The 17280-nt window shown below is 69.2% G+C and carries 19 protein-coding genes and 1 pseudogene; 9 read left to right on the forward strand and 11 right to left on the reverse strand.

The genetic code is table 11. From position 1 onward, the window contains the following. Positions 1-91 precede the first annotated feature (91 nt). The 4 genes and pseudogenes from JFB92_RS27070 to JFB92_RS21900 all read right to left on the reverse strand — a co-directional run. Positions 92-253, reverse strand: a pseudogene (locus JFB92_RS27070) (type II toxin-antitoxin system PemK/MazF family toxin); the annotation flags it as partial. 28 nt (positions 254-281) lie between these two features. Next, entirely contained in the window at positions 282-1460 is a 1179-nt protein-coding gene (locus JFB92_RS21890) for a class I SAM-dependent RNA methyltransferase (protein ID WP_199043617.1), read from the reverse strand. A gap of 123 nt (positions 1461-1583) precedes the next feature. Next, positions 1584-3191: a BCCT family transporter gene (locus JFB92_RS21895; RefSeq protein ID WP_199043619.1), complete on the reverse strand. Its 1608-nt coding sequence runs from the start codon at positions 3189-3191 to the stop codon at positions 1584-1586. 127 nt (positions 3192-3318) lie between these two features. Further along, positions 3319-5307, reverse strand: coding sequence for an APC family permease (locus tag JFB92_RS21900; RefSeq protein ID WP_199043620.1), 1989 nt, complete (start codon positions 5305-5307; stop codon positions 3319-3321). 112 nt (positions 5308-5419) lie between these two features. Between JFB92_RS21900 and JFB92_RS21905 the strand changes: the two genes are divergently transcribed. From JFB92_RS21905 to JFB92_RS21915, 3 genes are all read left to right on the forward strand, one after another. Further along, positions 5420-6085 carry a potassium channel family protein gene (locus JFB92_RS21905; protein WP_199043622.1) on the forward strand — a complete coding sequence of 222 codons (666 nt, stop codon included), beginning with the start codon at positions 5420-5422 and terminating at the stop codon, positions 6083-6085. Beyond that, the gene (locus JFB92_RS21910) at positions 6085-6750 is read left to right on the forward strand and encodes a potassium channel family protein (protein WP_199043624.1); all 666 of its coding nucleotides are present in this window, start codon (positions 6085-6087) and stop codon (positions 6748-6750) included. Before JFB92_RS21905 ends, JFB92_RS21910 begins: the two co-directional genes overlap by 1 nt. A 91-nt stretch (positions 6751-6841) precedes the next feature. Continuing rightward, a complete protein-coding gene (locus JFB92_RS21915; protein WP_199043634.1) occupies positions 6842-7906 on the forward strand; it encodes a lytic polysaccharide monooxygenase in 1065 nt (354 codons plus the stop codon). 16 nt (positions 7907-7922) lie between these two features. Here JFB92_RS21915 and JFB92_RS21920 read toward each other — a convergent pair whose 3' ends face one another. From JFB92_RS21920 to dut, 4 genes are read right to left on the reverse strand one after another with little or no spacing between them, the layout of a single operon-like run. Next, on the reverse strand, positions 7923-8615 hold the full coding sequence (locus JFB92_RS21920) for a DUF3159 domain-containing protein (protein WP_199043636.1): 693 nt from the start codon (positions 8613-8615) through the stop codon (positions 7923-7925). Positions 8616-8627: 12 nt separating this feature from the next. Next, complete coding sequence (locus tag JFB92_RS21925; RefSeq protein WP_199043638.1) at positions 8628-9038, reverse strand: OB-fold nucleic acid binding domain-containing protein; 411 nt, start codon at positions 9036-9038, stop codon at positions 8628-8630. 14 nt (positions 9039-9052) lie between these two features. Beyond that, positions 9053-9802 carry a DUF3710 domain-containing protein gene (locus tag JFB92_RS21930; RefSeq protein ID WP_199043640.1) on the reverse strand — a complete coding sequence of 250 codons (750 nt, stop codon included), beginning with the start codon at positions 9800-9802 and terminating at the stop codon, positions 9053-9055. Continuing rightward, positions 9795-10280: a dUTP diphosphatase gene (dut, locus tag JFB92_RS21935; RefSeq protein WP_269848037.1), complete on the reverse strand. Its 486-nt coding sequence runs from the start codon at positions 10278-10280 to the stop codon at positions 9795-9797. The genes JFB92_RS21930 and dut overlap by 8 nt, the downstream gene beginning before the upstream one ends. A 32-nt stretch (positions 10281-10312) precedes the next feature. Here dut and JFB92_RS21940 point away from each other — a divergent pair, with 32 nt between their 5' ends. After that, positions 10313-10792: a DUF3093 domain-containing protein gene (locus tag JFB92_RS21940; protein ID WP_199043645.1), complete on the forward strand. Its 480-nt coding sequence runs from the start codon at positions 10313-10315 to the stop codon at positions 10790-10792. A gap of 13 nt (positions 10793-10805) precedes the next feature. On the opposite strand, the gene JFB92_RS21945 is transcribed toward JFB92_RS21940, so the two are convergent. Then, entirely contained in the window at positions 10806-11102 is a 297-nt protein-coding gene (locus JFB92_RS21945) for a DUF4193 domain-containing protein (RefSeq protein ID WP_199043647.1), read from the reverse strand. 223 nt (positions 11103-11325) lie between these two features. Here JFB92_RS21945 and JFB92_RS21950 point away from each other — a divergent pair, with 223 nt between their 5' ends. From JFB92_RS21950 to JFB92_RS21960, 3 genes are all read left to right on the forward strand, one after another. Continuing rightward, on the forward strand, positions 11326-11835 hold the full coding sequence (locus JFB92_RS21950; RefSeq protein WP_199043649.1) for a LytR C-terminal domain-containing protein: 510 nt from the start codon (positions 11326-11328) through the stop codon (positions 11833-11835). Between the two features lie 213 nt (positions 11836-12048). Then, positions 12049-13653, forward strand: coding sequence for an RNA polymerase sigma factor (locus JFB92_RS21955; protein ID WP_199043651.1), 1605 nt, complete (start codon positions 12049-12051; stop codon positions 13651-13653). A 358-nt stretch (positions 13654-14011) separates the two neighbouring features. Next, positions 14012-14251 carry a DUF7455 domain-containing protein gene (locus JFB92_RS21960; RefSeq protein ID WP_199043653.1) on the forward strand — a complete coding sequence of 80 codons (240 nt, stop codon included), beginning with the start codon at positions 14012-14014 and terminating at the stop codon, positions 14249-14251. A 90-nt stretch (positions 14252-14341) separates the two neighbouring features. On the opposite strand, the gene JFB92_RS21965 is transcribed toward JFB92_RS21960, so the two are convergent. After that, positions 14342-16045, reverse strand: coding sequence for a DEAD/DEAH box helicase (locus tag JFB92_RS21965; RefSeq protein ID WP_199043655.1), 1704 nt, complete (start codon positions 16043-16045; stop codon positions 14342-14344). A gap of 65 nt (positions 16046-16110) precedes the next feature. Then, positions 16111-16533, reverse strand: a complete 423-nt coding sequence (gene dtd / locus JFB92_RS21970; protein WP_199043657.1) for a D-aminoacyl-tRNA deacylase — start codon at positions 16531-16533, stop codon at positions 16111-16113. A gap of 41 nt (positions 16534-16574) precedes the next feature. On the opposite strand from dtd, the gene JFB92_RS21975 reads away from it, so the two are divergent. Beyond that, a complete protein-coding gene (locus tag JFB92_RS21975) occupies positions 16575-16913 on the forward strand; it encodes a DUF3099 domain-containing protein (RefSeq protein WP_199043658.1) in 339 nt (112 codons plus the stop codon). A gap of 91 nt (positions 16914-17004) precedes the next feature. Continuing rightward, complete coding sequence (locus JFB92_RS21980) at positions 17005-17226, forward strand: DUF3039 domain-containing protein (RefSeq protein WP_199043686.1); 222 nt, start codon at positions 17005-17007, stop codon at positions 17224-17226. The last annotated feature ends 54 nt before the right edge of the window (positions 17227-17280 follow it).

Consider the following 17280-nt stretch of genomic DNA (forward strand, 5'->3'; position numbering starts at 1 on the left):
ACATCATCGTCTACGCAGACCCCTAACCGAACGGCATTGCCACTAGAGCCGCTCGATCCCGCCGGTCGCCGACACCCGTCGGCGACCGGGGCTAAGTCAAGCAGAGCATCCGACGCAGAATCAGTTCGATCTTCATCATTTCCGGGGTGTCGACCGCTCCAACGCGGCGGGCCAGTCGCTCGGTCGAGACGGTTCGGAGGTGTTCGCACTGGATGTAGCCGGTGACGGGCAGCGCGTCCTCCAATTCGACGTGAACCGCTTCGGCATCCTCTGGCGAATACTCACGTGATGGGTTCGAAGAGGGCGATCGTTTCGAAGTGCTGGGTCATCGGGAACGAGTCGAAGGCCCGCATGCGGGTCGGGTGCCAGCCGAGTTCGGCGAAGGTCTTCACGTCCCGGGCCAGGGCGCCCGCGTCGCATGAGACGTAGCAGATCGCTCTCGGGCCGGCCTCGGCCATCGCCCGGACCACCTCGGCTCCGGCGCCGCTGCGCGGCGGGTCGAGGACGATGAGGTCGACTCCGCCGAGGGCCGGGACGGTCCCGGCGACGTCGCCGTCGATGGCCCCGGCGTTCTTCCAGTCGGCCAGGTTCGCGGCCGTCCGTGAGGACGCGGAGTTCTCCACGGCCACCACCCGGCCCTGGTCCCCCACCGCCTCGGCGAGCCCGGCCGCGAAGATCCCGGCGCCCGCGTACAGGTCCCAGGCCGCGTCGCCCTCGCGCGGCTCCAGGAAATCGAGCACGCACTCCAGGAAGGCACCGGCGGCGGCGGGGTGGACCTGCCAGAAGCCGTCGAAGCCGATCTCGAACTCGTGGTCGCCGACCCGCTGGTGGACGAGCTTCGGGCCGCTCCGGTGGTGGGGCCGGGAGGTGCGGCGCAGCTGGGTGTAGACGGCCGGCTTCGCGTCGTCGGCGTCGACCACGCCGACCGCGCCCATGCCCTTCCAGTCGCGCGCCAGGACATTGGAGTTCCGGATTCGCTCGGTGGCGATCGCGCATCGGTCGATGTGGACGATCTCTCGGGACTTGTGCTTGCGCAGTCCGGCCTTGCCGTCGCGGTCGACCGCGTACTGCATGCGGGTGCGCCAGCCGAGCGCGCCCTCCTCCCAGGGCAGCGGTTCGACCTCGAGTCCTTCGAACCGCTCGGCGTCGAGCCCGCCGATGCGGGTGAGCTGGTCGGCCAGGACGCGGGCCTTGAGGCGCCGCTGGGCCTCGGGGGCGGCGTGCTGGAAGTCGCAGCCGCCGCACTTGCCGGGCCCCGCGTAGGGGCACGGCGGTTCCACGCGGTCGGGCGATGCCTCCAGGATCTCGACGGCGTCGGCGAACGCGAAGCGCTTCTTGCGCTCGGTCACCTCGATGCGCACCCGCTCGCCGGGCAGGGCGTGGCGCACGAAGTACACCTCGCCGTCCACCCGGGCCACGCAGTGGCCCCCCGCGGCGATGTCCCCTACCGTGACGATCATGCTTCCCTGCCTTCTCCGCCGATTCCTGGCTCGAAAGCGTCGCCGAGCCGAGCACGGCCGACAGCCTACCTCGGGCCCGGGCCGGGCCCCGCGTAGAGCGGCGCCCAGCCCGGGTCCGCTCGGCTATTCGGTCGGAGCCGGAGCCTCGGACTTGGGCGTCCGCCTGGACCGGCGGACCGCGCCCGGGTCCTTCCCGAGCGCCTTGACCGTGGCCACGCAGATGGCGATCATGATGATCGAGAACGGCAGCGCAGTGACGATCGAGACCGTCTGGAGCGCGATGATGCCGCCGACCACGAGCAGCGTGATCGCCACCGCGCCCTCGGCGCCGGCCCAGAACACGCGGGTCGGCTTGGGCGGCTCGAGGTTGCCGCCGGACGCGAGCGAGTCGATCACCAGCGAGCCGGAGTCGGAGGAGGTGACGAAGAAGGTCACCACCAGCAGCGTCGCCAGTCCGGTCACGATCTGGGTGGCCGGGAGGTTGTCGAGCACCGCGAACAGCGCCGCGGCCTCGTCGAGGCCGAGGATGTCGGCCCCGCCCATCGCCTGGTGCAGGGCGGTGCCGCCCATGACCGCGAACCACACGAACGAGATGGCCGTGGGCACCAGCAGGACCCCCAGGCAGAACTCGCGGACGGTGCGGCCGCGCGAGATCCGCGCGATGAACACGCCCACGAAGGGCGCCCAGCTGATCCACCAGCCCCAGTAGAAGGCCGTCCAGGCCGCCTGGAAGCCGCCGGCCTCGGGGTAGCCGCTCTCCTCGACCGGGAAGGCCCCGGCGTCGAGCGAGGTCTGCAGGATGTTCTGGAAGTAGTAACCGATCGAGGTGAACAGCTCTCGCAGCTGGAACAGGGTCGGTCCGGTGATGAAGACGAACAGCAGGACGGCCCCGGCCAGCACCATGTTGATGTTGGAGAGCCACTTGATGCCCTTCTTGACCCCGGTGATCACCGACCAGATCGCGATCCCGGTGATCACGACGATGATGCCGATCTGGACGGCGTTGGTCTCGGAGGAGTCGGCGGGGGCGTCGGCGAGGCCGAGGGCGTCGAGGCCGGCGTTGATCTGCTGGGTGCCGAGCCCCAGCGACGTCGCGACGCCGAACAGGGTCGCCACGACGGCGGTGATGTCGATCAGGTCGCCGATGGGGCCGCGGACCCGGTCGCCCAGGAGCGGCTCGAGGGTCCAGCGCAGCGACAGCGGGCGACCCTTGCGGTGGACGGCGTAGGCCAGGGCGAGGCCGACGACGATGTAGATCGCCCAGGCGTGCAGGCCCCAGTGCATGAACGAGGCGTGCATCGCGTCGCGCGCGGCCGCTTCGGTCTCGGGGGAGGCGTAGGGGGGCGAGGCGAAGTGCGCCAGAGGCTCGGCGGCGCCCCAGAAGACCAGGCCGATGCCCATGCCGGCGCTGAACAGCATGGCGTACCAGGAGGTGCGGGAGAACTCGGGCTTGGAGTCGTCGGGGCCGAGCTTGATCCGTCCGAGCCTGGAGACGCCGACGCCGGCGGCGAACAGCACGAAGCCGAAGACGACGAAGATGTAGTACCAGCCGAGGTTCTGGGTGATCCAGGTGTTGACGTTGTCGAGGACGACGGAGAAGTCCATCTCCTTGCCCTCGTCGCCTACGGTGCCCTCGGTCTGCCAAAGGGTCCCGACCAGCACGAACGCCAGGATAATGAGGGCGCTGGGGTAGAACACCCGCGGCGCGATCGATTCGCGAACCCTCTCCATCACCGGCCTCTTATGTTCTGTTTCGGTTGAACTCATTGTGTCCTCAATGGATTGTTGTGGGCACTCGGGTCCAGTTCATGCTAGTGGAAGCACGCTACGTCCTTGACAGCCGTTCGATGGGATGACTCTACTTCCGGACGCGCCGCAGCGGCGGCGGTTCCATGTTCTCGCCGAGAATCCAAGGGACTATGCAGATCATCACGCCCGGTTCGTACTTGAGCTGGCGGCGGATGGCCTTCGTGGTCTGGTTGTGGAGCAGGTTGGTCGACCACGGGAAGTAGTTCCGCGAGAAGTTCTTGCGCTGCCACCAGTGACCGACCACGTACTCGGGCATGTACACGGTGACCACGTCGCGCGGGGCGTCGCGCCGCTTGGCCTTGACGAAGTCGACGATCGGCGCGGTGATGTCGCGGTAGGGGGAATCCACGATGGTCAGCGGCACGCCGATGCCGCGGCGCTCCCACTCCGCCAGCAGCCCCCTGGACGCGGTCGCGTCGACGTTGACGGTCAGGGCCGTGATGGTGTCCGGCCGGGTGGCCTTGGCGTAGGCGAGCATCCGCATCAGCGGCCGGTTGACGCTGGAGGCCAGCACGATCGCGTGGTTGCGCGAAGGCAGCCGCGGCTTGCCCGGCGGCAGCTCGGTCTCGGCGGCCACGTCGGTGTAGTGGCGCGAGACGTACCACATCAGCAGATAGCCGGCGGCGATGATGACCGCGCCGACCCAGCCGCGCTCGTAGTCGGTGACCGCGACGATGAACAGCACGATCGCGCACATGGCCGCGGCGGCGAAGGCGGTGCGCCTGGCGCGGCGGGCCCGCTTGCGGCGGCCGGGGTCGCGCTCGACGGCCAGGACCCGGCGCCAGTGCCGCACCATCGCCGCGTGGGCAAGGATCATCGACAGGAACACCCCGACGATGTAGAGGCCGATGAGGCGGAAGGTCGCCCCGCCGAACGCCACGGCCAGGACCGCGGCGGCCACCGCCAGCATGATGATGCCGTTGGAGTAGACCAGGCGGTCGCCGCGCTTGTGCAGCTGCCGGGGCATCAGGGAGTCCTGGGCGAAGATCGAGGCCAGTTGCGGGAACCCGACGAACGCGGTGTTGGCCGCGAGCAGCAGGACCCCGGCGGTGGCGAGCATGACCGGCCACATCAGCAGCGCCAGCGAGTCGAACGCGGCCCCCGCCAGCTGCCCGATCAGGGGGTTCTGCACGTAGTCCTCGGGCACCCCGGCCAACTGGTGGCGCGGGTCCGAACTGGATTGGGCCCCGACCGCGTAGGCGAAGACGACGATGCCGACGAACAAGGCCACCGTGGCGCCGCCGACCACGGTGATGGCGAAGGCGGCGTTGCGGCCGCGCGGCGGCCGGAAGAACCGCACCCGGGTCGTGAAGGTCTCGATGCCGGTCACGGCCACCGATCCGGCGGCGAAGGCGCGGGCGCACAGCACGAACAGTGCCGCCCCCGACCACTCGGCGGCCTCGCCGACCGAGGAGAACTGGGCCGAGGTCGGGTGGAGCTCCTCCCCCGCGGCGATGCGGATCAGGCCCACCACGACCACCGCGGCGATCCCGACCACGAAGGCCAGGGCGATGGCCGCGGCGAACTTCCCGGCCACGCGCCCGCCGCGCAGGTTGAACGCGGCCAGCACGGCGATGGCCACCACGCACGCGACCTCGCGCCACTCCCGCAGGCCCGGCAGGACGACCGCCAGGCTGGAGACGGCCGCGGCGGCCGAGACGGCGACGGTGAGGACGTAGTCCAGCAGCAGCGCGGCGGCGGTGAGGATGCCGGCTCGCTGTCCGAGGTTGGCGGTGACGACGCGGTAGTCGCCGCCGCCGCCGGGATAGGCCTGGACGGTGTACCGGTAGGAGGCGATGACGGTCAGCATGACCACGGCCACGGCGAGCCCGGTCCACGCCGAGAACGCGTACGCCGCCGTACCGGCCAGGGCCATGACCAGGAACACCTGCTCAGGGGCGTAGGCGACCGAGGAGATCGGATTGACCGCCAGCAGCGGAATGGCGTAGCGCTTGGACAGCTCGAGGGCGCGCTGCCGTTCGGAGGTGAACGGCTCGCCGACGAGCAGGCGCTTGAAGACGGACAGGGACCGGGTCACGGGCGCATCGTAACGCCCCGAGTCGGGCCGGGCGGGCCGGTCCGGGCGGTAGCGTGGGCGCTACGGGCGCCGGGAGCGCGGTATCGTCTCATCGACGGAAGGAGGATGCCGAGTGCACGTGGTGATCATGGGCTGCGGCCGGGTCGGCTCGACGCTGGCGCGGGGCCTGGTGGACCTGGGCCACACGGTAGGGGTGATCGACCAGAACCCCAAGGCATTCCGCCGTCTCGGACCCGACTTCGACGAGACGACCGTCAAGGGCATCGGCTTCGACCGGGAGGTGCTGGCCAAGGCCGGCATCTCGCGGGCCGACGCGTTCGTGTCGGTCTCCTCGGGCGACAACTCGAACATCATCGCCGCGCGCGTCGCGCGCGAGCACTACGGGGTGCGCAACGTCATCGCCCGCATCTACGACTCCCAGCGGGCCACCGTCTACGAGCGCCTCGGCATCCCCACGGTGGCGACGGTCCGGTGGACCGCCGACCGCCTGCTGCGCCATCTGCTGCCGGAGGACCAGGCGCCGCTGTGGCGGGACCCGACCGCGACGCTGTCGATGGTGGAGGTCCTGTGCGACGAGGGCTGGGTCGGGGTGCCGCTGAGCGACCTGGAGGCGGCCACGGGGCACCGGGTGGCCTACATCGCCCGGTTCGGGCGGGCGACGCTTCCGACGGCCTCGACGGTGCTCCAGGACGGCGACCAGGTCTACATGCTGGTGACCGACGACGGGGCCGAGAAGGTCGCCGAGATCGCCGGTCGTGCCCCGCAGGGAGGTCTCTGATGCGCGTGGCGATAGCCGGGGCCGGGAACGTGGGCCGCTCCATCGCGGCGGAGCTGGTCGGCAACGGGCACGAGGTGCTGCTGATCGAGCGCGAGCCCGAGGCGATGCGCCCGGAGCGGGTGCCGGAGGCCGAGTGGCTGCTGGCCGACGCCTGCGAGCTGGAGAACCTGCGGCAGGCGCACTTCGAGACCTGCGACGTGGCCGTGGCCGCGACCGGCGACGACAAGGTCAACCTGGTCGTCAGCCTGCTGTCCAAGACCGAGTTCGCGGTGCCGCGCGTGGTCGCGCGCGTCAACCGGGCCGAGAACGAGTGGCTGTTCAACGAGGACTGGGGCGTGGACGTCTCGGTGTCCAAGCCGCGGCTGCTGGCGGCGCTGGTGGAGGAGGCGGTCAGCGTCGGCGACCTGGTGCGGCTGATGAGTTTCCGCCAGTCGCAGGCGAACCTAGTCGAGATCACGCTGCCGGTGGACGCCCCGCACGTGGGCAGGACCGTCGAGGAGGCGCCCCTGCCGCACGACGTGGCGCTGGTGGCGATCATCCGCGGGCGGAGGGTCATCGCTCCCAGCCCGGACGACACGCTCGAGTCCGGCGACGAGCTGGTGTTCGTGTGCAACGAGGACGCCGAGGACGCCACGCGCGCGGTGGTTCTGGGCAAAACGCGCTGATTAACCGGTTTTCCTACTGAGGGGTTTACATCCGGGCCGCGTGTCGCTACATTGATAGTTATCAATGTTTCCATTACTTGGGAGCGATACCATGCTCAGACAGAGAATCAAGAGATTCAGAACGGTCATCATCGCCGTGGCGGCGATGGCCGTGGCCGGGACCTCGGCGCTGTTCTTCCTCCAGCCCGCCGCGGGCCACGGCACCGCCACCTACCCGCCTTCTCGGCACTACAGCTGCTGGGAGCGCTGGGGCGACGACTTCCAGAACCCGGACATGGCCGACGAGGACCCCATGTGCTGGCAGGCCTGGCAGGCCAACCCCAACACCATGTGGAACTGGAACGGCCTGCTGCGCGAGGGGATGCAGGGCCAGCACGAGCAGCGCATCGCCGACGGCACGCTCTGCTCGGGCGGCAACGCCGAGGGCGGCCGCTATGACTCGCTCGACGAGGTCGGTCCCTGGCACGCGACCCCGATAGACAACCAGTTCACGCTCCACTACGAGGACGCCGCCACGCACGGCGGGGACTACTACTGGGTGTACATCACCCACCAGGGCTTCGACGTCACCAGCGAGCCCCTGGGATGGGGCGATCTCGAAAGAGTCGTGGAGACCGGCGTCTACGAGCCGGGCGAACCGGTCGACATCCCCGTCAACGCCGGAAGCCGCACCGGGCAGCATGTGGTCTACGTGATCTGGCAGGCCAGCCACCTGGACCAGACCTTCTACTCCTGCTCCGACGTGTGGTTCGGTGACGGCGGCCCGCCGGACCCGGACCCGACCGACCCCGACCCCACGGATCCGGATCCCACCGAGCCTGACCCGACCGACCCGGACCCGACCGATCCCGGCGGATCGGGCGAGTGCGAGGCCGACTACTCGGTCGCCAACGACTGGGGCTCGGGCTTCACCGCCAATGTCGAGGTGACCGCCACCGGCGGCTCCGGGGCCTGGGAAGTGAGCTGGAGCTGGCCGGGTGACCAGCAGATCACCAACTCCTGGTCCAGCACGATCAGCGAATCGGGCTCGTCGGTGACCGCGAGTGGAGCGTCCTACAACGCGACGCTGTCCAGCGGAGCATCCACATCGTTCGGGTTCAACGCCGCTTACACCGGCTCGAACAACGAACCCGAACTGACCTGCACCATCGGGTAACCGACGGCTCTGGTCATCAGGCGGTCCGGGCCTCCTCGGCCTGGACCGCCTTCATCTTGCGCCGCACGGCCCAGATCGTCAGGGCCGTCAGCCCGATCGTGACCGGCCAGCCGCCGAACAGCGTCACGAAGCCCAGCGCCGTGTCCATGTCGGCCGAGTACAGCCACAGCCTGAACGCGTTCTTGACGATGAAGACCGCGCCCCACAGGATCGTGATGCGGCTGAGTACGTCCACCAGCGGCCGGTTCTCGCGCCAGTCCTTCTTGCCGCCCTGGGCCACCACCGCGTAGATCCAGCCGATGATGGGGTGGCGCAGCAGCGCCGAGCCGATCAGCAGGAAGCCGTAGATGCCGCCCTGGATGATCCCGGGCAGGTAGTAGTCCCCGGCGTCGTCGCTGCGCCAGGCCAGGAACGAGCCGAGCGCGACGCCGAACAGGCCGTTGAGGGCGAACCGCATCGGCTCCTTGCGGGCCGCGCGGTAGCCCGCGATGATCACCGCGCTGGAGGCCGAGAGGACGATCGCCCATTGCAGGCCCGTGAGCGGCCCGAGCACGCGGTCGCCGAGGATCGGGTTGAGGATCACGAACAGGGTGATGGGGATGGCCGCCTCGACCACGCCCCTGACACCGCCCAGCTGCTGGGAGAGCTGCTCGGTGAAGGGTGGCAGCTGATCCGGGTCGTCGTCGCGAGTCGGCGTCTCGGTGCTCAAAGCGTGCCTCTTTCAGCGCCCCGAGGGGCGGAGCTCATAGGTCGGGTTGTAGATGACGAGCCGTCCGTCGTGGCTCTGCGCCACCCGGCCCCGGGCGACGAGCCTGGTCCCGGGCTCCAGTCCCACGATACGCCGTCGGCCCATCCAGACCAGGAGCACCTGCCCGGTGCCGTCGAACAACTCGGCTTCGACCGACGGGGAGCGCCCCTCGATGCGCAGCACGACCGTCCGCAGCCGTCCGGCGACGGTGACCCGCTGCCGCGCCTGGAGCTCATCGACGGGGGTGGCCTCGACGTCGGTCTCGTGCCTGACGCCCTCGGCGAACAGCTCCTGCGAGGGCGCGGCCAACCGCCGGACCCAGTTGCCGAAGCCGCCTCGCCCGCCCTCGCTCCGAGCCACCCCGTCGTCGGGGCTGCCAACCATGGGTCGGTCCGGCCCTAGCGCTTGCGGGGGCGCGGGGAGGGCTTGCGCCGCACCGCGGGCTTGGGCGTGTCGCCCGCGGCCACGATGGCGCGGGAGCCGTCGCCGCCCTCGGCCTTGCGCTTGGCGATGCGGGCGGCGGCCTCCTCGGCCATCTTCGGCGGGAGCTTGAGCGGCAGGGGCTCGCGCACCGGCATCGCGTCGGTGCCGCGGTCGACGACCAGCTCACGCAGGGCCTGGTCGAGTTCGGGGGCGGCGTCCTCGTCGAGGGCGCGCTGGCCCTGGAAGGTGGCCTGGACGAACCAGCGGGGGCCGTCGATCCCGACGAAGCGCACCGAGTTGGTGCCCTTCTTGCCGGCGACCTCGGCGACCAGTTCGGTGCCCCATCGGCCCTCGACCTGCTCGACCTTGCCGCCCTGGCCGGTGACCTGGCCGGTGAGGTCCTCGCGCATCGTCTCCCAGATGCCCTCGGTGCGCGGCGCGGCGCGCACCAGCAGCTGGAGGGCCGAGGAGCCGGTGGTGAGCAGGACCTGGCTGATGTTGCCCTTGGCGTCGGTCTGGGCCTGGAAGCCCACGCCCTTGGGGATCGGGAGGCGGATCGCGCCGAGGTCGAGACGGCGGGTCTCGCCCTCCTCGGGGGCGTCGGCGATGTCAAACGGGCCGGTGGTGACCTCTTGGACCTCGTCCTCGCCGGACTCGGCCAGCGAGTCGAGCACCGCGCCCTCGCTCGGGCGCTGCTTCTTCGACGACCGTCGCCGTCTAAACACTTTCGATCTCCTCTGCCAGTCGGCGGTGTCCGCCGGTGGAGCCGTGGCCGTCCTCGCCGCGCTGGGACGGGGCGAGTCGGTCGGTCTCGGTGAATCGGGCTCGAACAACCGGTTGGATGACCAATTGTGCGATACGGTCGCCGCGCTCGATGACGGCGGTCCGCTCGGGATCGAGGTTGATCAGGTTGACCTTGATCTCGCCGCGGTAGCCCGAATCGATGGTTCCGGGGGCGTTGACGATCGTAACGCCGAGCCGGTGGGCCAGGCCCGAGCGCGGGTTGGTGTAGCCCACGTACCCGTCGGGGATGGCCACGGCCACTCCGGTCCCTATCAGGGCCCGCCGGCCCGGCTCGAGCTCGACGCCGGTGGCGGCGCAGAGGTCGGCCCCGGCGTCGCCGGGGTTGGAGTAGGCGGGGATGGGCAGGTCGGGGTCGAGCCGCCGGATGGCGACCGGCACGTCGGCGTTCACAGTCTTCAGTCTCCTCTCGCTGGAGGACTATCGTCTCAGACATGGAAAGCACGGAATGGCACGCCGAGCGGATGCGGATGCCGGCGGCGGGCTGGCTGGCCACGGCGGTGACGGCGGTGGTGGCCGCGGGGCTGTCGAACTTCGGGGATCTGCGCTGGTGGCGGGTGTCGATCAGCGTCGTGATCCTGGTGGCTCCGCTGGTCGGGGCCTGGTGGCTGGGGCGGCTTCCGGTGCGGGTGGTCGAGCGCGGCGGCGAGGTGTGGCTGCACGTCGACGACGCGAAGCTGCCGATGTCGGCGGTGGAGCGGGTGGAGGCGCTGGATCCGGTCGCCTACTCGGACGCGCTGGGGGTGGCACTGCATCCACTGGCGTTCGTGGTGCAGAGGCCGTGGATCAGGCGGGGAGTGCGGATCGTGCTGAACGATCCGGAGGACCCGACGCCCTACTGGGTGGTCTCCTCCCGCAACCCCGAGAGGCTGCGGGAGGCGCTTGCCGCTCGGGCGCCTGCCGAGACGGTCTGAGGGTCGTCGGTTCCTAGGCGCAGTCCTTGCAGATCGGCAGGCCGTTCTTCTCCTTGGCGTACTGGCTCCGGTGGTGGACCAAAAAGCAAGAGGAGCAACGAAATTCGTCGTTCTGCATCGGCAGGACCTTGACCGAGAGCTCTTCGTCTCCGAGGTCAGCCCCCGGCAGTTCGAAGTTCTCGGCGACTTCGGCCTCATCGACGTCCACCGACCCCGACTGATCGCTGCGGCCCTTGGCGAGCGCCTCGATACTGTCGGCGCCGGGCGTCTCTTCCTTGTCCCGACGCGGGGCGTCATAGTCGGTTGCCATCGTCTTCCACTCCCATTGGGTTCCCTGGACTCTGTCGGTCCCTGCAGGCGGCGAACCTTACCGCGTGCAGTCCATTCGTATACACCATCAGGGGACGAATTTCATCCCCTCTGTGGCGAGAAACACGTCAGTGGCGTGGGCGGCGAGTGTAGCGCCTCTCGACCACGAGGGCATACCGCGCACGATAGCCTTTGGACCAACATCGAGAACCGGGGAGGCCGCTGTGCGAATCGCTCGTATCCGCGCGTTGATCGTCTTGTGCGTCTTGGCGCTGGCAGCGGGAGCGATTACGCTCTGGGCGATCAGGAACGACTCCCAGCTCGCGGGCGGCAGCGAGTGCGAACCCGGCGCGGTCGAGATCAGGACTTCCCCCATTCCCCCTCCCGAGGAGATCGAGCTGGTGGTGCTCAACGGCACCGACCGCCCCGGCCTGGCCGACCAGGCCGCGAGCCAGCTGGCCGACCGCGGCTTCGAGGTGACCGAGGTCGGCGACACCGACGAGACCTGGGACGGCTCGGCGCTGATCAAGTACGGCCCCGAGCATTACGCCGCCGGCCTGCACGCCCACGCCTATTTTTATCAGGGGCACGACGACTTCGACCCCGAGTGGGAAGGTCCGGTTACAGTGATCCTCGGCGACGATTTCAAAGAGGTGCGCACGACCTCCGACGCCCGGCAGTCGTTCGCCCAGGGCAACATCACGCCGCCCGACGGCACCTGCCCGGTAGAATAGATCGTCGGCACACCCCCGAACCAGCGACATTGTCATCGAAAATACGGAAACACAGCTCGAAACGGCCACGCGGACGGGTCGATGGCGTTTTTCAGCGCTACAATTCACGCCTGCCCGGTCGTGTTCCGACCAGGGCTGCCGACCTAATACTCAACGCTCACCCACCATGGAGCCCGGCTTCGCCGTGCCCGCCATTGCCTCGGAAGGTTGCTCGTGACTGACGCACGTCCCAACGGCACTGACGTCAATTCCCTGACCGACTCATTGCTCTCCCTGGCCCGAGAGAGCAATGGTCAACTGACTTCAGCGAAAGTCGCTCAGGTCTTGGAGTCGGCTCAGGCCACCCCCGCCGAAGGCAAGCGGGTCCTCAAGGCACTGGCCGAGGCCGAGGTCACGGTAGTGGTCGACGGCTCCTCCTCGAGCCGCAAACGCGTCCCCGCGGCCCGCACGGCAACCTCCTCGCGCACCGCCACGGCCAAGGCCGCCAAGAAGGCGACGAAGAAGACCGCCGCGAAGAAGACGGCGAAGAAGACCGCGGCCGCCTCCACCGAGGACGCCGAGGAGACCCAGCCCGCCAAGAAGACGGCCAAGAAGACCGCCGCGAAGAAAACCGCGGCCAAGAAGACGGCCAAGAAGGCCGCCAAGAAGACCGCGGCCAAGCAGCCGACCGACGAGAACGGCGAGGACGAGGCCCTCGCCGCGATCGCCGCCGAAGAGGCCGAGAACGAGGCGGCCCCCAGGCCCAAGAAGAAGGCGACCCGCAAGAAGGCGGCGAAGAAGACCGCCAAGAAGGGCAAGAAGGACGCCGACGGCGACGAGCCGGACGAGAACGACTTCGAGTGGGACGAAGAGGACTCCGAGGCGCTCAAGCAGGCCCGCAAGGACGCCGAGATGACCGCCTCGGCCGACTCGGTCCGCGCCTACCTCAAGCAGATCGGCAAGGTGCCGCTGCTGAACGCGGCCCAGGAGGTCGAGCTCGCCAAGCGCATCGAGGCCGGACTGTACGCCGTCGAGCGCCTCAAGCTGCTCCGCGAGTCCGGCGAGGAGGTCCCCACGCGGATCCGCCGCGATCTGGAGTGGATCATCCGCGACGGCGAACGCGCCAAGGACCACCTGCTGGAGGCGAACCTGCGGCTGGTGGTGTCGCTGGCCAAGCGCTACACCGGACGCGGCATGGCGTTCCTGGACCTGATCCAGGAGGGCAACCTCGGCCTCATCCGCGCCGTGGAGAAGTTCGACTACACCAAGGGCTACAAGTTCTCCACCTACGCCACCTGGTGGATCCGGCAGGCCATCACCAGGGCCATGGCCGACCAGGCCCGGACCATCCGCATCCCGGTGCACATGGTCGAGGTCATCAACAAGCTCGGGCGCATCCAGCGCGAGCTGCTCCAGGACCTGGGCCGCGAGCCCACCCCCGAGGAGCTGGCCAAGGAGATGGACATCTCCCCGGAGAAGGTCCTGGAGATCCAGCAGTACGCGCGCGAGCCGATCAGCCTGGACCAGACCATCGGCGACGAGGGCGACAGCCAGCTCGGCGACTTCATCGAGGACTCCGAGGCGATCGTGGCCGTCGACGCGGTCTCGTTCTCGCTCTTGCAGGGCCAGCTCCAGCAGGTGCTCCAGACCCTCTCGGAGCGCGAGGCGGGCGTGGTGCGGCTGCGGTTCGGTCTCACCGACGGCCAGCCGCGCACGCTCGACGAGATCGGGCAGGTCTACGGGGTCACCCGCGAGCGCATCCGCCAGATCGAGTCCAAGACGATGTCGAAGCTTCGCCACCCGTCGCGTTCGCAGGTGCTGCGCGACTACCTCGACTGAGCGGACCGCCGCACCGCCGGTCCGGCGCCCCTTCGGGTTCACTCGAACGGGCGGGTTCCACGGTGCGCCCAAGGCGTCGAGCGGTCCGGCCGGGGACGTCCGCCAGGCGTCGAGCGGCGCTTCCGGCGGCCTTCGCGGGGGTGTCTAGTAGCACAATCCGCACGTATTGCCAAGTTGCCGTTCGCCCGATCGTCGGCTACGGTGTGGAGCAACTATCGCGAACCAGCGGGCAAGTGAGCCGAGTCTCACTAAGCCACGCTAGGGAAGAGGTAGTACAGTGCAGGCGTTGAACGGAACGAGCCGGTCAACGGACCGACCTAGGAAACCGACCACTACCGAACGCAGCGGAGGACCTGGTATGACTTCCACCCTGACGCCCCCGCCCAAGACGGAGGAACGTCCGATCGCGGGCGAGCGCTGCGATCGGTGTAGCGCCGCGGCCAAGCTTCGTGTCATGCTCGCGGAAGGCAGCGATCTCGTCTTCTGCGGCCACCACGCGAACCAGTACGCCGAGAAGCTCGTACCGATCGCCATTGACTTCAACGTCGCCCCCGAATTCGAGTGGCGCGGCATGGACCTCATGGCGTCGGAGAACTAGCGAGCCGCAGAACTAGAGGCTTGGAGGGGCCCGGACGGAGATCCGTCCGGGCCTTTCTCCGTGTCCGCCGGCCGCCGCGCCTCCTGCGGCCTACCAGGACCGGATGGTCGCGATCCGCTCCTCGAGCTGCTCGATGGTCGCCTGGGCGCTCGGAGGTCCTCCACAGGAGGAGCGCAGCCTGGCGTGGATCTTCCCGTGCGGTTCGCCGGTGGCGAACGAACGGGCGCCCACCAGAGCGTTCAGCTGCTTGCGCAGTTTGAGGCGCCGCTGGGCGTTGGTCATCGGGGGTTCGGCCGAGGCCCGCTTCTCGGGCCGCGCCTGTTTCTGCTTCGCGAGCTGCTCGCGCTGTCGCTTCTGGAGCAGCAGGTGGACCTGCTCGGCCGTGAGCAGCCCGGGCAGGCCGAGGTACTCCTCCTCCTCGGGGCTGCCGACCTGGACCGGCGTCCCGAACGAGCCGCCGTCGAAGATCACCTGGTCGAGCTCGGCGCTCGATTCCAGTGTCTCGCGCTGGCCGTCCAATTCGGTGCCCTCGTTGAGCTGGCGCTGCGCCTGTTCGAGCAGCAGTTCGGGGTCGGTGTCCTCGCTCTTGGCCTTGATGACGTGGTCGCGGTCGGCCTCCAGGCCCTCGGCCAGTTCGAGCAGCGGGATGACGCTCGGCAGGAACACCGAGGCGGTCTCGCCGGGGCGCCGGGAGCGCACGAAGCGGCCGATGGCCTGCGCGAAGTACAGGGGCGTGTGGGCGTTGGTGGCGTAGACGCCCACCGACAGACGCGGGATGTCCACCCCTTCGGAGACCATCCGGACGGCCACCAGCCACTCGTCGTCCGATTCGGAGAACTTCGCGATGCGGTCCGAGGAGCCGGCGTCGTCGGAGAGGACCAGGGTCGCGGACTTTCCGGTGACGCGCTTGAGGATCCCGGCGTAGGAGCGCGCGGTGTTCTGGTCGGAGGCGATGATGAGCCCGGCCGCGTCGGGGATTCCGGCCGCGCGCAGGGAGGACAGGCGGCGGTCGGCCGCGCCGATGACCTGTTTGATCCACTCCCCCGCCGGGTCGAGCGCGGTCCGCCATGCCTGGCTGGTCAGGTCCTTGGTCAGCGGCTGGCCCAGGCGCACGGCCAGTTCGTCGCCGGCGCTGGACCGCCACTTGGCCTCGCCGGAGTAGGCCATGAACATGACCGGCCGGACCACGCCGTCGGCGAGGGCGTCGCGGTAGCCGTAGAGGGCGTCGGCGCGGGAGCGCTGGGAGCCGTCGGGGAACTGCTCGTACTCCACGAACGGGATCGGGTTGTCGTCGCTGCGGAAGGGCGTGCCGGTCAGCGCCAGGCGCCGCTCGGCCTCCTCGAAGGCGGTCTGGACCCCCGCGCCCCAGGAGCGGGAGTCGCCGGCGTGGTGGATCTCGTCGAGGATCACCAGGGTGCGGCGGGACAGGGTGCGGCGGCGGTGGACGGCCGGGTCGGCGCCGATCTGGGCGTAGGTGAGGACCACACCGTGGTAGTCGGCGGCGCTGTGGACGTCGGCGTTGCGGAACGACGGGTCGAGCTCGATGCCGAACCGGGACGCCGCCGCTGACCACTGGACCTTGAGGTGCTCGGTGGGGCAGACGACGGTGACGGTGTCGACGGTGCCGTCGGCCAGCAGGTCGTAGGCGATGCGCAGCGCGAAGGTCGTCTTGCCGGCCCCGGGGGTGGCCACCGCGAGGAAGTCCCTGGCCTGACCCCGATGGTAGGCGACCATCGCCTTTCGCTGCCAGACCCGAAGCGACGGAAGCGATTCGGGCGGGGCGGCCGGGATCATACGGGCTCCTTACCTTCTTCGGGACTGACGACCCGCTCGATTCTAAGGCGCGAGGCCCGTCACGTTCACCGCTCCAGCAGGATGGTGTTGGGGCCGACGTTGACGCTGCGGACTTCCATCATGGCGCCGAATCTGCCGGTCTCCACGTGCGCTCCGAGGTCGCGCAGTACCTCGGCGACCGATTCGACCAGCGGTTCGGCCACCGGGCCCGGGGCGGCGGCCATCCAGGAGGGACGGCGGCCCTTGCGGGTGTCGGCGTAGAGGGTGAACTGGCTGACCAGCAGGATCGGGGCGTCCAAATCGGATGCCGACCGCTCCTCGGGAAGGATCCGCAGCTTCCAGATCTTCTCGGCGATCCACTTCGCCTCGGCGGGACCATCCGAATGGGTGACGCCGACCAGGACCAGCAGGCCGTCCCGGATCGCGCCCACCGCCTCCCCGTCGACGTCGACTTCGGCTTCGCTGACGGTCTGGATGACTGCTCTCATGCCGACGATGATCGCGCATCGACCGGGAGTAGGGTCGAAGGGTGGGACGGCGACAGAAGGCAGCGCTCATCACCACCGCGGAGATGTCCCCGGAGGAGGAGCGCCGCATCCGCACGGTCCGATATGTGTGGATGATGTCTATCCGCGCATTCCTGGTGGTGCTGTGCGGGGTGTTCCTGATGCTCCGAATGCCGTGGATCTGGTTGTGGCTCCCCCTCGTCCTGGTCGGCATGGCCGCCCTCCCCTGGCTGGCGGTCTCCATGGCCAACGACCGCCTTCCCCGCAAGCGCGGCGGTTTCTCCCCGCACCGGCGCGGCGCCAGGGCCCTCCCGAGCGGCCGAACGTCTCAATCTGAACATCGGACGCTCGAGTCCGAGTGATCGGCCGGAGACGTGGCAAACTTGACAGGTCCTTACCGTGAACGAGGAGTGAGTTGACGTGAGCGAGCTTCCCACGACTGGTGGATCGACGATGCTCGACGAGCAGACCGAGGTCCAGCCGGAGTACACCTTTGAGGAAGGCGATGAGGAGCGCTTCTCGCACTACGTGCCGAAGGACAAGCTCATGGCCGCCATGGTCGACGGAGTGCCCGTGAAGGCCCTCTGCGGGAAGATGTGGGTGCCCACGCGAGACCCCGACCGCTTCCCCATCTGCCCGACCTGCAAAGAGATCTACGCCAAGATGAAGAAGTAACGCACCCGGCCCGGCAGTCCGGATCGGGGGCGTCCCATGGCTCCGCCTGCTATA

The organism is Glycomyces salinus, from assembly GCF_016428645.1.
GTDB classification, from domain to species: Bacteria; Actinomycetota; Actinomycetes; order Mycobacteriales; family Micromonosporaceae; genus Glycomyces; species Glycomyces salinus.

Coding starts and splice junctions, on each gene's coding strand:
- JFB92_RS21890 (WP_199043617.1), bottom strand. CDS start 1,460: ATGATCGTCACGGTAGGGGACATCGCCGCGGGGGGCCACTGCGTGGCC.
- JFB92_RS21895 (WP_199043619.1), bottom strand. CDS start 3,191: ATGGAGAGGGTTCGCGAATCGATCGCGCCGCGGGTGTTCTACCCCAGC.
- JFB92_RS21910 (WP_199043624.1), top strand. CDS start 6,085: ATGCGCGTGGCGATAGCCGGGGCCGGGAACGTGGGCCGCTCCATCGCG.
- JFB92_RS21915 (WP_199043634.1), top strand. CDS start 6,842: ATGCTCAGACAGAGAATCAAGAGATTCAGAACGGTCATCATCGCCGTG.
- JFB92_RS21925 (WP_199043638.1), bottom strand. CDS start 9,038: ATGGTTGGCAGCCCCGACGACGGGGTGGCTCGGAGCGAGGGCGGGCGA.
- JFB92_RS21940 (WP_199043645.1), top strand. CDS start 10,313: ATGGAAAGCACGGAATGGCACGCCGAGCGGATGCGGATGCCGGCGGCG.
- JFB92_RS21945 (WP_199043647.1), bottom strand. CDS start 11,102: ATGGCAACCGACTATGACGCCCCGCGTCGGGACAAGGAAGAGACGCCC.
- JFB92_RS21960 (WP_199043653.1), top strand. CDS start 14,012: ATGACTTCCACCCTGACGCCCCCGCCCAAGACGGAGGAACGTCCGATC.
- JFB92_RS21965 (WP_199043655.1), bottom strand. CDS start 16,045: ATGATCCCGGCCGCCCCGCCCGAATCGCTTCCGTCGCTTCGGGTCTGG.
- dtd (WP_199043657.1), bottom strand. CDS start 16,533: ATGAGAGCAGTCATCCAGACCGTCAGCGAAGCCGAAGTCGACGTCGAC.
- JFB92_RS21980 (WP_199043686.1), top strand. CDS start 17,005: ATGCTCGACGAGCAGACCGAGGTCCAGCCGGAGTACACCTTTGAGGAA.